General features: G+C 58.1%; 12 protein-coding genes. 5 read left to right on the top strand and 7 right to left on the bottom strand.

The annotated features are described in order from the left end of the window. Window positions 1–130: 130 nt before the first annotated feature. The 3 genes from FJE54_RS06350 to FJE54_RS06340 form a co-directional block, all read right to left on the bottom strand. A complete protein-coding gene (locus FJE54_RS06350) occupies window positions 131–856 on the bottom strand; it encodes a B3/B4 domain-containing protein (protein ID WP_139651860.1) in 726 nt (241 codons plus the stop codon). Window positions 857–1598: 742 nt separating this feature from the next. Beyond that, a complete protein-coding gene (locus tag FJE54_RS06345) occupies window positions 1599–2879 on the bottom strand; it encodes an O-acetylhomoserine aminocarboxypropyltransferase/cysteine synthase family protein (protein ID WP_139651859.1) in 1281 nt (426 codons plus the stop codon). A 610-nt stretch (window positions 2880–3489) separates the two neighbouring features. Further along, complete coding sequence (locus FJE54_RS06340) at window positions 3490–3957, bottom strand: rhodanese-like domain-containing protein (protein WP_139651858.1); 468 nt, start codon at window positions 3955–3957, stop codon at window positions 3490–3492. Window positions 3958–4442: 485 nt separating this feature from the next. Here FJE54_RS06340 and FJE54_RS06335 point away from each other — a divergent pair, with 485 nt between their 5' ends. Continuing rightward, window positions 4443–5930 carry a LuxR C-terminal-related transcriptional regulator gene (locus FJE54_RS06335; protein ID WP_139651857.1) on the top strand — a complete coding sequence of 496 codons (1488 nt, stop codon included), beginning with the start codon at window positions 4443–4445 and terminating at the stop codon, window positions 5928–5930. Between the two features lie 205 nt (window positions 5931–6135). After that, on the top strand, window positions 6136–7590 hold the full coding sequence (locus FJE54_RS06330) for a response regulator transcription factor (protein ID WP_180326599.1): 1455 nt from the start codon (window positions 6136–6138) through the stop codon (window positions 7588–7590). A gap of 41 nt (window positions 7591–7631) precedes the next feature. On the opposite strand, the gene FJE54_RS06325 is transcribed toward FJE54_RS06330, so the two are convergent. After that, window positions 7632–9353 carry an FAD-dependent oxidoreductase gene (locus tag FJE54_RS06325; protein WP_139652246.1) on the bottom strand — a complete coding sequence of 574 codons (1722 nt, stop codon included), beginning with the start codon at window positions 9351–9353 and terminating at the stop codon, window positions 7632–7634. 302 nt (window positions 9354–9655) lie between these two features. Here FJE54_RS06325 and FJE54_RS06320 point away from each other — a divergent pair, with 302 nt between their 5' ends. After that, the gene (locus FJE54_RS06320) at window positions 9656–11224 is read left to right on the top strand and encodes a flavocytochrome c (protein ID WP_139651855.1); all 1569 of its coding nucleotides are present in this window, start codon (window positions 9656–9658) and stop codon (window positions 11222–11224) included. 210 nt (window positions 11225–11434) lie between these two features. Here FJE54_RS06320 and FJE54_RS06315 read toward each other — a convergent pair whose 3' ends face one another. Further along, window positions 11435–11848, bottom strand: coding sequence for a hypothetical protein (locus tag FJE54_RS06315; protein ID WP_139651854.1), 414 nt, complete (start codon window positions 11846–11848; stop codon window positions 11435–11437). A 151-nt stretch (window positions 11849–11999) separates the two neighbouring features. On the opposite strand from FJE54_RS06315, the gene metA reads away from it, so the two are divergent. After that, the gene (gene metA / locus FJE54_RS06310; RefSeq protein WP_139651853.1) at window positions 12000–12926 is read left to right on the top strand and encodes a homoserine O-acetyltransferase MetA; all 927 of its coding nucleotides are present in this window, start codon (window positions 12000–12002) and stop codon (window positions 12924–12926) included. A gap of 2 nt (window positions 12927–12928) precedes the next feature. Beyond that, on the top strand, window positions 12929–13252 hold the full coding sequence (locus FJE54_RS06305) for a hypothetical protein (RefSeq protein ID WP_139651852.1): 324 nt from the start codon (window positions 12929–12931) through the stop codon (window positions 13250–13252). A 119-nt stretch (window positions 13253–13371) separates the two neighbouring features. Here FJE54_RS06305 and FJE54_RS06300 read toward each other — a convergent pair whose 3' ends face one another. Both FJE54_RS06300 and FJE54_RS06295 read right to left on the bottom strand, forming a co-directional pair. Then, window positions 13372–14562 carry a DUF4190 domain-containing protein gene (locus tag FJE54_RS06300; protein ID WP_139651851.1) on the bottom strand — a complete coding sequence of 397 codons (1191 nt, stop codon included), beginning with the start codon at window positions 14560–14562 and terminating at the stop codon, window positions 13372–13374. Window positions 14563–14752: 190 nt separating this feature from the next. Next, on the bottom strand, window positions 14753–15406 hold the full coding sequence (locus FJE54_RS06295; RefSeq protein WP_139651850.1) for an HAD family hydrolase: 654 nt from the start codon (window positions 15404–15406) through the stop codon (window positions 14753–14755). Window positions 15407–15453 lie beyond the last annotated feature (47 nt).

Here is a 15453-nt window from a genome sequence, read left to right as displayed (position 1 = left end):
TCGAGCACCTCTTGCTCAACCGCGACGCTCTTAGGGGTTCGGGCGCCCTTGCTCGAACGCAACGCTCTCGTGGGTTCGCGCAAGAGGCGCTCGACCGCGTCGCTCACGTGAGTTTGAGAGTGCGTTCCGACTACGCCGTGATCACCATCTCGGGAATCGCACGGCTCACGACCGCCCGCTCTTCGATGGTTGCCCCGAAATAGCGCTCCATGAGTCCGGCGAATTCATCAAGCGCCTCGTTCAGCGCCTCAACGCGAGCAGGATCGACGCACTCGATCACGAGGATCGCGTTCTTCGAATCGTCGGTAAGCGCCGACCGCTGGCCGTCTCTCCAGTTCCAGCAACGGCAAATCGCCCCCGCATCGTCACGGTAGCAGAGCTCGCCTGGAAGCGTCGGCTCTTCTTCATCCTCCCCGATCGGCAGAAACGCATCTCCGCCCTGCGTGATCCCAAGCCGGAAATCGCCCTCGATCGTATCGAGGTCCTCGCCGCCGACAGGCAATGCGTACTTAAGCGATATCGCATTGTAGATATCGACCGACGGTGTGATCGAGCCGACTGGGTTGCCTTTGAGCACGCGCTTGAGAAGATTCTCGATCGAGCAGCGCGCACCCTTCTTCGTCTTGAACTTGCTGTACGCCTCGCGCCAAACCCTCACCATCTCGTTTTCCGAGATGACGTTGCTCGTGAGGTACTTATTCGCCTGCTCGTTTGCCTCGGCAAGCAGCTTCGCAATCTCCTCGGCATCGGCGTGCGGCACCTCGTCGGCGCTCTTGAGCCCGCGTGCGACGATGATACCGATGGCGGCATCGGGAACCAGCTCCCAAAACGAGTCTTCGGCTATAAATTTCTGCATGGCGTTCTCCTTGTCTCGCGTGCTCGACGCGCACTGCTGCGGAACCCGCTCAGCATGCCGCCGAACGAGAAAAGCGCTCACACGCTTCCACCTTCAAAGCCCTACGGTGTTAGCATACAAACGCTTTCGCGGTTTCCATCCGGGGAAGGAAACTTCTCTTCTTCTGTTGTGACCCCATTGTAGACCGCTGAGGCTTGTCCGCAAAACGATAAGCCCGTCTCAACGGTATCTTCATACATACACCTGCGTGAGCCGAGAACGGGTGCCGTGCGGCCGAGTGCGAACGCAGCGGATGCCGATAGGGCATTCGCGAAAGACTGGTTGCATCTCGCAGAGGGCTTTTCTGGCCAATCGTCTCGTCTGTCCCACAAAACAGCGCTATAAACCGTGCTGTCGCAATGGCGTCTCGCAAGAATTGGCTCAAAAGCGCTGGTCAATGACGCAACCGCATAGGCCCTCTTTCAGGATGAACGTACCTTTCGTGGGACAGACGAGACGATTGGCCAGAAACAGGTGCGTTTTCCTGCACGAAGACTCAATACCGCGCACGCATCCCATGATGGTGGCAGGAATGCGCCCCGCACCGCGAAAGGCGAGCTCCCGTAAGACGCCGACCCGCAAGCGATCCTTGGCGGTATGCAGAAAACACAAGCGGGGCGACGCATCCTCGCGCATCGCCCCTCTTTCAGAAACCAGCTTTGTGCATGCAGTTGCACCGCAGCAACCAGCTTTTCGCTCGCCGCTAGACCGCAGCAAGCGCCTGCTCGACGTCTGCGATGAGGTCTTCGGTGCCCTCGATGCCGCACGAAAGGCGGATGAGGTCGGGCGAGATGCCCGCCGCCGCGAGCTCGGCATCGTTCATCTGACGATGCGTGGCGTTCGCCGGATGGAGCACGCAGGTGCGCGCATCGGCCACGTGCGTGGCAATCTGAGCGAGCTTCAGGCTCTTCATGAACGTTTCGGCAGCAGCACGCCCACCGACTACGCCGAAGCTCACTACGCCGCACGATCCGTTGGGCAGGTACTTCTGCGCGCGCTCGAAGTACGCGTCGCCCTCAAGCGAGGGGTAGCGCACCCAGGCGATCTTCGGATGAGCCGCCAAGTACTCGGCCATCGCCTGGCCGTTCTTGCAGTGCTGCGCCATACGCAGGTGCAGGCTTTCGAGGCCGAGGTTCAAATAGAATGCGTTCTGCGGTGACTGAATCGCACCGAAATCGCGCATGAGCTGGGCAGTCGCCTTCGTAATATACGCTCCCCCAAGCCCGAACCGCTCGGTATAGGTGACGCCGTGGTAGCTATCGTCGGGGGTGGTGAGACCAGGGAACTTTTCGGCGTGTGCCGTCCAATCGAACTTACCAGAATCGACGATGCAGCCGCCCACGGCCACGCCGTGGCCGTCCATGTACTTAGTCGTGGAATGCGTGACGATATCGGCCCCCCACTCGAAGGGGCGGCAGTTCACCGGTGTGGGAAACGTGTTGTCCACGATGAGCGGCACGCCGTGCGCATGCGCCGCGCTCGCAAAGCGCTCGATGTCGAGCACCGAAAGTGCGGGGTTGGCGATCGTCTCGCCGAACACGGCCTTGGTGTTTGGTTGGAAGGCAGCCTCAAGCTCGTCGTCCGTGCAATCGGGCGAGACGAACGTAAACTCGATGCCCATGCGTTTCATGGTTACGGCGAACAGGTTGTACGTACCACCGTAGATCGAGGATGAGGACACCACGTGATCGCCCGCCGAAGCGATGTTGAACACGGCGAAGAAGTTCGCCGCTTGGCCCGACGAGGTGAGCATAGCCGCCGTGCCGCCCTCGAGCTCGCAGATTTTAGCAGCCACATGGTCGTTCGTGGGATTCTGCAGCCGTGTGTAGAAGTAGCCCGACTCCTCGAGATCGAAGAGCTTGCCCATATGCTCGGACGTATCGTACTTGAACGTAGTGGACTGGATGATGGGGACTTGGCGCGGTTCCCCGTTGCCCGGCGTATACCCGCCCTGTACGCAGACCGTGCTGATCGTTTCGCTCACGTGTTGCTCCTTGCTTTCGGTAGCCTTGGTTGCAGCATTATATACCGCGCCGCGTTACGCACGTGTTTCGCAAGAGGGAATCCCGAAAACCACAGGGACGAAAGAGACACAAGCAACCTGAGACCCGCGAAGCCGAAACCATACGCAAAAGACCGCATCACGCAGGCTCAAGGTATCTCACTCTGCATATCGATTGCGAACTGTCGGCAGTAGAACGTAATGTCACCTTGGAATGCCTCCCGCCGTCTTCCCAACAAAAGAAAAGAACGTAAGAGCCAAATTCAAGAACCTTAGGCATATGTCTTTGTCGCTTCTCTTGAAAGGCGAAAGATCAAGGGCGCATTGTTTTCGAGAAGCTCGGTAATTTCCTCTATGTCTTCCTGGGAAAACCCTTCGACCTTCGTCCACCTATATGACGGCAGAAAACAAAGTACGGCATCGAATCCCCCATCCACAGGACGTTCGCCAGCTCTGTACGGTATTGTCTTCCTGGATATTCGAGTCGGCAATCTGCGCGTCATCGGCAAACTAGATAGAGGCGTACATCATCGAGATCACCTCAGAGGGAAATGATTCCGTATCGATCTCCCACGGTATTCCACCATAGGTGCTACAGAGCAGCGTCGCCGGAAACCGTGTCGTATGGCCAATCGACGATTCCGCCCATGTCGTAGACGTTTCGGTAGCCCATTTCGACAAGCTTATCGGCCGCCTGCTTGCTGCGCACCCCTGTGCGACAGTATACGATCAGCGTTTCTTCAGGGTCGTCGAGTTCGGCAGGTTGCTGCGAGCCGATATCTTCGTTGGGAATGTTGACGGCTCCGGGAATGTGCTTCTCCGCGTATTCGGCGGGAGTCCGCACATCGACAACGGTCACACCGCCTGCGTCGATCATCCTCTTTCCCTCTTCGGCATCGATCTTGCGGTACGCGCCTTCCGAAGAACCGGAATCGGCCGCATTCGACGCATCGCCTGCCGTAGAATCGGAAGAGCTGCCGCCAACCGAACAGGCCGTGAAAACAAGAACTGCTGCGGCGCAAGCGACAAACGCTGCCATAATCAACTTTTTCGAAACCATATGAACCCCTATCCGCATATTCTACAGGTGCAGGTCCGCCGTTAAGCCAGCATCGACATACGCCCGTTCGAAGCACCAATGCCCCTGATCACCATCAGGTGCCATGCTGAGCCGCGTCAATGCCAGTCTGTCAGCGGTTAGCGAGGCCGATGTCCGTCAACCTTCGAAAAACGACATTTTTCGGGACTTTTCTTTCAACTTAAAATTCGTGAACTGGATTTATTCGGTTTCTGCATAGTTACATTGTCGTTTTTCAGGCCTTGGCGGACAAACCGATCGCGCGTCGTTGTTGCTAATTGATACTATATTGATTATATATAAGGGTGTCAAACAACACCCCGTCGACCGGCTGAGGGTTTTCTGCGCGTGGTGAGATTCTTACCTATTCTGGTATATTGGTTCTTCACTCCCGGAGGGAAAGCGACGGGTGCCACCCGGCACAGCATCGCAGCTTTGCGCGTTAAGGGAGAGCCAACGGAGGAGCCATGAAAAGCACGAACTCGCAGATCGATACCAAGCAGCTTGCAACAGGCAAGCGCTACCTCGCTGCCGTCGTCGGGTTCACCTGCCTGTACGCCGTATGCGTCTCCTTCTTCTACTCGAGCTGGCTGATGGATCGGCCCGACTTCTCGCCCGCAGCGTTCGACAACGTGCTGAATCCGTCGATTTTCGCAACGTCGGTGCTGCTGTCGCTGCTGGTGAGCCTGAAGCTGTGCCCCAAGCGCGCACCGTTCCTCGTCATTGGATACGCTGGATTCGCCGTGGCGCTCGGGAGCGCGTGGTACGCGGCAACGATGCACCTCGACCCCCTCATCGTGTCCGTTTCCGCAGGCGCAGCAGGTGTCGGCATGGGGCTGGTCATGCCCTTCTACTTCGAGGCGTTCGCCCGTTATTCGCCGCGCCGCATCGCCATCGCGTTCGGCATCATGTCGCTTGGCGGCATGGCTCTCAACATAGCGGTCGGATTCATGCCGGACGCCGTTTCGCTGCCGTTGTACGCGATGCTGCTCATCGCATCGGCAGCGTGCCTCGCTTTCACCAAACCCGCCAACCTCCCCGCGGACGGCGAAGACGACCGCGCACGCCGGGCACCCGCCGCGCGCACGGCGCTTTCGAAGCACGAGTTCCTCGACGTGTTCCTCGTATCGGGCGTGTGCACGTTCGCGCTGTCCATCGTATATGGAATTCTCGACACCGCAGCCACGGGAAGCAGCGCTTCGCCCGCCCACTCGGTTCTCATCTCGCAGTTCGGCGGCATCGCGGCGGCCATCGTGTTTCTGGCCTACTTCGGAACGCGCGCGAAACCGGCGCCGTCGCTGCTCTTCAACGTGGTGTTCGGCATTCTGGCAACCGGCATCCTGTTTCTGCCGTTTCTCTCGAGCGGCTACGCTGTGTCGCTCAACATCCTCGCCGCCGCGGGATGGAAGCTCGTCATGCTCGCGCTGTTCTACCTCGTGGTTACCACCTACGCGCGCAGCCGCACGAAACTGCTCGTAGGCATCTCGCTCGCGTACGCGCTGCCGCGCTTCGGCCTGTTCATCGGGCAGAACGTCGCCCAGCTTCTGGGCGTGGGAAGCACGGCCGACTTCGTGTGCACCACGGCGGTGGCATTCTTCTTGCTGTACCTCATCCTCATGGTCATCTGGATGGTGAATTCGCACGAACGCAAACGGGCAGAATCCCAAGCGCGCGCCGCCGACGAGCTGCTCGGCCGCTTCGCACAGGGGCAGGAGAACGTGCGCAAGCTCCGAAGCAACGCGCTCGCCGAAGAGCACGGGCTGACCAACCGCGAGAGCGACATCCTGTACCTCCTCGCCCAAGGGCGCGATCTCGCCTTCATCTGCGAGACGCTGTTTCTTTCGAAGAACACGGTGAAGAGCTACCAGAAGACCATCTACTCCAAGCTCGGCGTTCACAGCAAGCAGGAGATCATCGACCTCGTGCACGACCAGGCCGATGCCGAAGAACGCTGAGCGCCTTCGCCACCACGCTACCGATCACCGCAGTCCGCCTCTCAGCTCGGGACGAGCCCCTTCCCTTGGGCGGTCGCCGAGCGAATCACATCTTGCCCCTGCGACAGACTTCCGTGCTTCCTTATATAGTATGATGCTCTCGTGGTGGTTGCCGACATTATGTAGGAGGCGTGGTTTGGGGGTCAAGGGAGCGCGCAATGCGTGGGTGGAAAACCCATGGGTGTTCATTTGCGGTTTCGGCGGACTGTGGGCTTGGATCTTTCTCACGGTCGACACGGGCTTATCGCACTTTTCCTTCTTCGGTCAAGATGTTCCCTGGTTGTTGCATTTCGTTGCGCTTCTATCGAGTTGCGTCACCTGCATTGTTTGGCTATGCAAAATCTCGGTGTTTCAGAGAGTTTTCCTCAGTCGCTTGTTTGCGACGCTGATGACGTTAGCAGCGATTGCAGCGACGGTCTTATGGAATTGGCAATGGGGTCGCATCTCCCCTGTTTGGCAGCTTGTCGCAGCGGTAGCCGACGGGGTGGCCATTGTCTGGTATTATTCGTTATGGGGTGCAATCTCAGCTCAATTGAAAGGCGATCGGACGTTGCTCTATACGAGCGTGTCTCTGCTTGCAGGAGCTATCATGTTCTATGTTGGCCGATTCGTTCTTCCTGATCTTGCATCGGTTCTTGCCTCCTGCTGCATTCTCACGTCGACTTTTCTTGCACTTGCCAAAATAGTGCATCGTACGCTCGACCTCGTTGGCGCAACGGATGTTAAGCAAGCGCCTTGCGCGAGCGCTCGGTTCAGTTCGTTTGCCGAACTTATATCTCCAAGGGTCTATATCGGTTTTGCTGGAATCGTTTTCGTGTACGCCCTGAGTCGCACTGCGCTCATCACGACTCCGGAATACTCGTACGACTTGCCGATGCCCATGATTATCACTGCCGCCGCGTTTGGGCTTATCGTACTGTTGCAGAACAAAGCATGCATTAACCTCGCATTCGCCTACAAGATCGCCGTGATCTTGACTGCCTGCGCGTCCATCCTCGCTATTCTGTTCTGCTCGGTCTACATTCAAGCGGTTGCCGGGCTCGTCGGTGCCTCGATAATACTTGTTGAGATAACAAATTGGGTTTTGGCCATCTTTCTTGCAAAGCGAATGCCGGCGCTCACCGTCGCGCTTTTCATTTTCATCAGGCTTATCAATCATGCCGCTCAGGTTGCGGGAAGCGCAGTCGGCGTAATCCTCTTGCCCGATCACGCGTTGCTTCTTCTAGTCGTATCCTCGATTGTGCTCATGCTGGTAGCGAGCTTTTCCTTCCCTGATCGAGAATTGACGATCGTGATCGATAAGGAAATGGAAGACAACGGTATCGGCATCGAAAACGGTGCAGAACGGCTAAATGGCAATGAAGCTGGCATGGATTCCGGCACTGCCGTAACCCTCGACGAAGCTGCCCTTGAAGCCATCGCGCTTCGCTTCGGTTTGACCGATCGGGAGAAAGACATCATGCGATATTGGGTTGTGGGGTACACGCATGTTGCTATCGAATCAATGCTCGTGATTTCAAAATCGACGGTGAAGACGCATATTAAGCATTTGTATGAGAAAACGGGAGTACACAGCAAAATAGAGCTCATAGAGCTTTTCAACAGCGGGCGATGGAGATAGGCGGGAGCGGGCGCCGCCCCCGCCTCTTGTACGGTTCGAACTCAGCTTTCAAGCGCTACGTGCGCCGCTCCCTCTCCGGCGAGGCGCCCTGAGTTCACGGCAGAGCACATGGTCATGCCACAGATGTCGACGTAACCCCCGATACCAAAAACACCGCTCGCGTTCAGTCCGGCGGCAAACAGATTGCCAAACGGATGCCCGCTTTCCTTTATGTACACTTTCAAATCTTTATTTACGCGAACTCCTCCGAGCGCGCCGCCTTCAACGTTGGCGGTTACGCGAAACGCGTAAAACGGAGCTGTCTCCACCGTGTAGCACAGGTACTTCGGATCCTTCAAGAACAGCTTATCGGTGCCCGAGGTGACGGCTTCGTTGTAGACGGCAATCGAATCGGCAAGCGTTTCCGCATCGAGGGAAGCCGCCTCCGCGAGTTCTTCGATACTGCCCGCCTTGGCAATGCAGCCCTCTTCGACAAACTCGTCTATGAGCTTCTGAAGATCGGTGATCGGTCCCGACTTTTGGCCACAGTTATTGATGATGCTTTCGTCGCCGCTACGGAACTCCTCCGCTCCCTGCGTGCTGATGATTTCAACTGGAGTTCCGTGAGTTTCTAGATCGTCGATCGTAGCTTGGTCCAAGACGAGATAGTAACTTCCGCCTTGGGAAAGCGACGTACTCGCCCAGCGAGCGAAGTCACCTGAAACGCTTTCGCTGGCGAATCGTGCGCCCTCTGTATTCACCCACATGAAACACGGCATGCGATTGAGAATGGTAAACTCGGTGAAGCGCATGTCATAGCGTTCGGAGGAATCCAGAGCGCTAAAATAGTTCTGGTGCATGAACGGGCCATTCATCCACGGCTGCGCGCCGATTTCCTCGGCAAGGGCGATGCCCGATCCATCGTTCTGCGACTCTGCAACAGCATTCGGCCAGTCGGTTTTTGAAATCTGCGCTTTGAAGTAAGGGTCATCACCGTTCCATGACCCCGCCGAGAGCACAACCGCCTTTGCGTTGACGAGAAGCTGGCCACCCTCATTTTTCTCGCAAAGAACTCCAGTGACTTTGCCTTGATCGTCCGAAACAAGCTTTATCGCAGGCGTGTTGAGCATGAGCTGGCCGCCCTTGGCCTCGAATGTCTGATAAAGGCCGTCGAAAATGCCCTCGTTTCCCTTCAAAGAATCGAAATTGTTGGGACCCACCATCATGTGGCCTGCTTGCTCTTGTTTCAGCGGGAGGTTCGATTGGACACTCAGGCCTTCGGGAAATGCGAGCAGGCCAAGCCCGTTCTCTTGCAGCCAATCCATAGTTTTCGCGCTGTTATCTAGAATATTCCGCACAAGGGGGAGGTTACAGGTGCCTTTGTAATACTCTCTCATTACAATGAACAACTCATCGGATGATACTTCGATTCCAGCGTCTTTTTGCATGGATGTCTCGGCGCCTGCTATCCAAGTTGAGTAGTTGGAAAGACCGCCGCGCATGCCCGTCTTTTCGACAATGAGCGTTTTTGCCCCCGCAAGAGCCGATGCGAGGCCTGCGCACGTTCCTGAAGTTCCAGCACCTACCACTACGACGTCATAGTCGACCGTTTCCGCATCGGAAGACACCTCTATGCTGGAAGATTCCTCTGATGCGATTTCTTGAGTTTTTTCTGGTGAAGGCTGAGGGGAACAACCTCCAAGCAAACCCATGGCCGCCACGGCCGATCCTGCTGCGACGGCTCCTGAAAGAAACGAGCGACGCGTTATGTGTTGCTTAACCATGATCTTTCCTCCTTGTTAACTTGCGTTTTACCATGACCCGAAGCGCTGAGCCAAGGACATGCTATGAAACCTGTCGGTCGGCCACATCGTCACAGATGGGGGAAGGGTAGTTTTCGTATCGGGTAAAAGGGGGGATTCTCTCGCCCACCTCAATAACGCCTGATCGCGCACCCCACCTGAAGGGGGGTTTTCAAGCTACCCGCGCAAGGTGGGGTGCGCGCGGGCGCAGACGCCCCTATGCTCGTTTCACCGGTTGCGCCTTGCGGCGCGCCGAATCGACAAACCGAGATAGGGAGGTATTCATGGGGAACACCACGACGGTTCAATCAACGGGCGTATCGCGTCGATCGTTCATCACCGGTGCGGCTGCGGCAGGCGTGCTCGCCGGACTGGGCTTGGCGGGCTGCGCGCCGCAGGACAAGCAAACCGCATCGGCCGCCACGAACGGAGCAGATACGAAGTGGGATGAAGAGTGCGACGTGCTGATCGTCGGAAGCGGATACACCGGACTGGCTGCGGCGCTCGAGGCGAAAAGCGCCGGGGCCGACGTCAAGGTCATCGAGAAGACCGCGCGCGTGGGCGGCAATTCGGCGCTTGCGGCCGGCGACTTCGCCGTATGCAACTCCAGCGTGCAGAAGCGCGAGGGCGTCGAGGATTCCGTGGAGCAGTACGTCGACGACATGATGGTGGCGGGTTTGTATCTCAATGACAGGGAGAAATGCCACGTCATCGCCGAGAAGTCCAACGAAACGTGGGAGTGGACCATCGAGATGGGCGCTACGTGGGCGAAAAACGACGACGGCGAGCACTACCTCTACCCCTATGGAGGTCACACCGTCATGCGCTCCATCGCGCAGGGCGAAGGCGGCGGCGCGAACGTAACGGGCCCCTTCGCGGAAAAGCTGAAGGAAATGGGCGTGGAGGTCGAAACGAAGCGCATGCTCACCGAGCTGGTGAAGGATGAAAGCGGACGAGTCATCGGCGCCGTCGTGCACGACAAGCCCAGCGGCAACGATGTCGAAAGCGGCACCCCCACCACCATCAAGGCCAACAAGGCAGTGGTGCTGACAACGGGAGGATTCGGGCGCGACCTCGCATTTCGCCAGGCGCAAGACCCGCGCCTCGACGAGACGGTAGACTGCACGAACCAGGAAGGCGCCACCGCCGAAAGCCTGCGCGCCTCGGTAGAAGCCGGCGCGATGGCGGTTCACACCGACTGGATTCAGTTGTTGCCTTTCATGAGCCCGGACGAGCAGGGTTACGGCGTTGCCGCCTTCTACACCGACGGCCAGGCAAGTTACGCCCCCACACTCAACGTTGCAACCGGCAAGCGTATCGTCAACGAGCTGACGGACCGGAAGCGCTATGCCGACGCCATCCTCGAGACCGGCCAGCCCTGCGTGCAGATCACCTGCAAGAAAGCGCTCTATAACGGGGGAAGCGGCCTCGAGAGCGCCATCAAAGCCGGCATCGCCACCGAGTTCGCCTCCCTCGAAGAGGCAGCCGAGCACTACGGCATGCCCGTCGATGCGGTGCGGGAGGAAATCGCCCGATACAACACGTTCGTGGCCAACAAGGTGGACGAGGATTTCGAGAAGCCCATCCCCGATGATGCCCAGCCCATCGACGAGGCGCCGTTCTACGGTGTGCGCCTCTGGCCGAAAGTGCACCATTGCATGGGCGGCGTAAAGACCGACGTCGATTGCCGCGTGGTCGACATGAACCTGAACGTTATACCCGGCCTGTACGCAGCAGGGGAAGCCGTCGGCGGCATCCACGGAGCGTGTCGCTTGGGCTCGTGCGCTACAGCCGATTGCCTCGTGAACGGCCGCATAGCCGGCCAAAAAGCCGCAGAAGAGCAATCTGCCTGATACCGCTCTGCCGCCGAAAAGCCGTCTCTCGCGCAAAGGCGAACGAAGTCCCCGATTCTCGCGAAACCAGACTCTGTTGGGTTCGGTCATCATGCGAGGTCGGGGCTTCGTTTTTGCGCGCTTCCGTAGCTTCGTCCACGATAGGTACACTACGCCCGTTTCCAGGCAGGGCAAACCGACAGCTCGATGGCCCTGAGACCGAAACGACGATCAAGCCTTGATGAGCGCCAGAAGATCGCTCGGGGAAAGAGCTGCTACGGGCGAGCGCCGAAGGAGAACCTCGTCAGCCGTTACCAGAAAGTCCGCCTTCGAGCGCTCGACGGCAGCCAGCACAAGATCATCTTCAAAATCTGCATGGATGGGTTTGTACTTTGATGCCAACCAGAAATCCGACTGGTCGATGGGTACGACGGTAGCGATTTCCTCCATTGCCGAAAGGCACCCCCAGGAGTACTCGTTGATGGCGTTCGCGATAACGGAGGTAACCTCGATCCCCTCAGCACGCAGCTTCCGCTTCTCGCGTTCGCCGAGGATATAGCCACAGCATTCCCCTTTCTTCCCAACGGGATACGAGCGCATCGTCGCGAAACTCCCCTGCTCGATCCAGCACGAAACCTCGTCCAATATGGCGAAACCTTGATTGCGTGAGCACTTGGTTTCACGCGCTGGTATCATAGTGCGTATTCGTTTTACCGGTACCGCCTTCGGACCTATGGCTCGCATGCCGCGCTCCGACGGGCGAACCTAACAACATTGCCTGCAGAAAGGACCCGCAATGCCTATCAGGATTCCCGATTCGCTGCCCGCAACCGAGATTCTCGAAAGCGAGAACATCTTCGTTATGACCGAACTTCGGGCTATGCATCAGGATATCCGTCCCCTGCGGTTGCTGCTTTTAAACCTTATGCCCACGAAAATCGTCACCGAAACGCAAATCCTGCGCAAGCTTTCGAATACCCCGCTGCAGATCGAGGTGGAGCTGCTCCAGACGATCAGCCACGAGGCCAAGAACACCTCCGAACAGCACCTCGAAACGTTCTACACGAGCTACGACGACATCAAGGACCAGCGGTTCGACGGCATGATCATCACCGGCGCGCCCGTCGAGCGGCTCGACTTCGAAGACGTCGACTATTGGGACGAGCTCACCCGCATCATGGACTGGTCGCGCACCAACGTGCACAGCGTACTGCACATCTGCTGGGGGGCGCAAGCGGGCATCTACCATCACTACGGCGTGCCGAAGTACGAATTGCCCGAAAAGCTGTTCGGCGTATTCGAGCACGAGCTCGTGAAACCCTCCTCACCGCTCGTGCGCGGTTTCGACGACGTGTTCATGGCCCCACATTCGCGCTACACCGAAGTCCGCGCCGAGGACATCGAAGCGAATCCCGCACTTGAATTGATCGCAGTATCGGATGAGGCGGGCGTCTACATCGCAAAGAGCACCGACAGCCACCATTTCTTCGTGTTCGGCCATCCCGAGTACGACACCGAGACGCTCGGCTTCGAATACGAGCGCGACCTCGGAAAAGAACCGAATGTCGCAGTTCCCGCGAACTATTACCCGAACGACGATCCCTCGCAGCAGCCGCGCGCCACCTGGCGCGCCCAAGCCCAACTGCTCTACACGAACTGGCTCAACTACTACGTCTATCAGACGACTCCCTACGACATCGGCTCGATCGGCGAAGACGAGTAGCCATGGCATCCGGACGCGGAGAAGAGCGCCCGCACCGCAGGGTAGAAGCGGGCGGCGATCATCGGGGCGAACACGACAGGGCAAGAGCGGACGCCGAGCATCGAACGGAAGCCGAAGCTCTGGCGGATTCCGATGCGCAGTCTCTCGCGAGGATGAAAGCCGAGGCCCAGAAGCGGGCGGAAGCCGCCCTGCGCGAAAAGAAGGTGCGGACGAATGAGCCCTCCAATCCGTTTCTGCGCGCCGCCAACGAGGACGATGATGGATACGATCCGTATTCGGATCGCGTCGAACAGACGAGCCCGTACGAAGAAGATCCTTGGCGCTAGCCGCAGAGGCGGTATGAGCATCGAAGAAGACCCCGAAATCCGCTTGGATCTCGGGGTCTTTCAACAGGATTGCACTCTGTGCGCATACACGTTTTCGCGAGATGCGCTCCTTAGCAGACCTAGTAATAGATGCCGAAGATGCTCTGGGCCACCTCTTCAAGGGAATCGTCGTCAACAACCCAGGTGCCGCCGACCTTCTTCACGTCGATGTACGCGAAGTTGACGGTGGTTCCCGTTTTGTCCATGGCATCTTTCACCAGTTCGCCGATCTTGGCGTTTGCCGCCGCCTCATCGGTTATGCTCGAAGCCTCGGCGCTCGCCAGGAAGTCGTCGATGCTCGTCTCGAAGATAGTCATGAATTCGTAGTAATTCTTGGTGGTCACATCGGCGTATACCGTGCCAGTACCATCGCTGTACACGAATGCGTCATCAATTTCGTAGCTCAAGTCGGAAAGGAGCCACGTAGCAAACTCCGTAGGATCGACGCCGATCTCGCTCAGGCTCTCAAGGCCCGATTCCGAGGCGAAGCCCTCATCGAGGCCGGCAGCCAGCGCGTTGATGTCGGCTGCGGTGGGATTCTTCAGCTCGTCGAGCACCGCGCTCGCCGCATCGATGGCGGCCTGCTCGTCAGCATCGGTAGGCATCGTTGAGCTCGAATCGCTCGAAGAGCCGGAATCATACGAATACGACGGAGTGGGGGTGCTGCTGTATTCGTTGACGGCATAATTGACCAGCATACCGAAACCGATGTAGCCGATCAGCGCGAAGATCGAGAACACGATGCCGACGATGCCGCACACCTTGCCTCCCGTCGCCTTGCCGTCTTTACTGTACGATTTCACGTACTGCGAGGCGAGCACGATGGCGACGATGCCCAAGATAACGCCGATGATCACAGTCCACGAAAACACAATCGCGCAGATACCGCAGATGAGGGCACCGAGCGCTTTGCCGCTCCCCGGTCCTGTCGGGGCGGCCGTCGGGGGCTGAGGCGCACCGTAGCCCGCCGGATAGCCGTATCCCATCGTTGGCTGCTGACCCGGCTGTGCCTGATAGCCAGGTTGAGACTGATAGCCGTTCGGCATGGCCTGCGTGGGCTGCTGGGCGGCCGTGTACTGGCCAGGCGCAGGCGGCTCGGGCGCAACGCCGGGCTGCTGGGGCGGCATGTACTGAGCCGTTTGCCCCGGCGCGGGCGGCTCGGGCACGCCAACCGGCTGCGTTTCCGCGGCAGCCTGATCGGCCCCAACCGGCTCGAAAGTCGGGGGTTGTTCGGGTACCCCGCTCGGGTTGACGTTGTTCTCTTCGGCCATCGTTCCTCCTTGGTAATTCTAAGACCGTTTATCATGTATTAGCAGGAGTTTTATAAATAATGACACCTGCAAAATAGGATTTATCCAGTATAGCAAACGCCTGCGCAACCGCGTTTCGCAATCATGAACATTTTAGCAAGGCGTACAAGTTCTTATACACCTTTACCGGAAAAGCCTGCTTCCCTGGCGCTCAACGGGCGAATCGACGCACGTCAAGCTCGAAAAACGATCGGACGGTCACGTCTGCGACCTCGGACAACTCCTCGAACGTACCCGCAAGATCCGTGTCGTAAACACCGACTGTTCTGTATCCCGCACGCTTGAGCGTGCGAAGCGCATACAACGAGTCTTCGAAACCCCAGGTTTCGGCAATGCTCGTTCCCATGAGCTTGCACGCCTGATTGAACACTGCAGGTTCGCGTTTCGACGCCCCCACATCATCGACCGACACGATGGCATCGAGGTACGGAGCGAAACCCGCATGCTCAAGTCCTGCCTGCAAGTACGATTGAGGGCTCGACGAGGCTACGCTGCAGCTTACCCCGAGATCGACAAGCGCCCGCACGAATTCGAGAGCACCCGGGCGCGGTTGGGCGCTGGTTCGGTAATACGCGAGCATGCCTTCGTCGATCATGCCCACCACATCGTCGGCATCGATTCCGACGCCGTATTTCGCATGGAGATAGGCACCTGCTTCGGGAATGGTCATCGGGCCCAACTCGACGGTAAGCTCGTCGGTCGATACGATACCCGCGCGCTTCGCCAAATCGCTTTGCACGATATGCCACGCTTCCATCGAATCGAGCAGCGTGCCGTCGCAATCGAATACCGCTCCGGTTGCCATGGGGAACTCCTTCCAGTCATGCCGTTCCCTAAAGAATACCAAACGCC

Source organism: Raoultibacter phocaeensis (assembly GCF_901411515.1).
Classification (GTDB): Bacteria; Actinomycetota; Coriobacteriia; order Coriobacteriales; family Eggerthellaceae; genus Raoultibacter; species Raoultibacter phocaeensis.
This window is presented reverse-complemented; position numbering and strand designations above follow the sequence as displayed.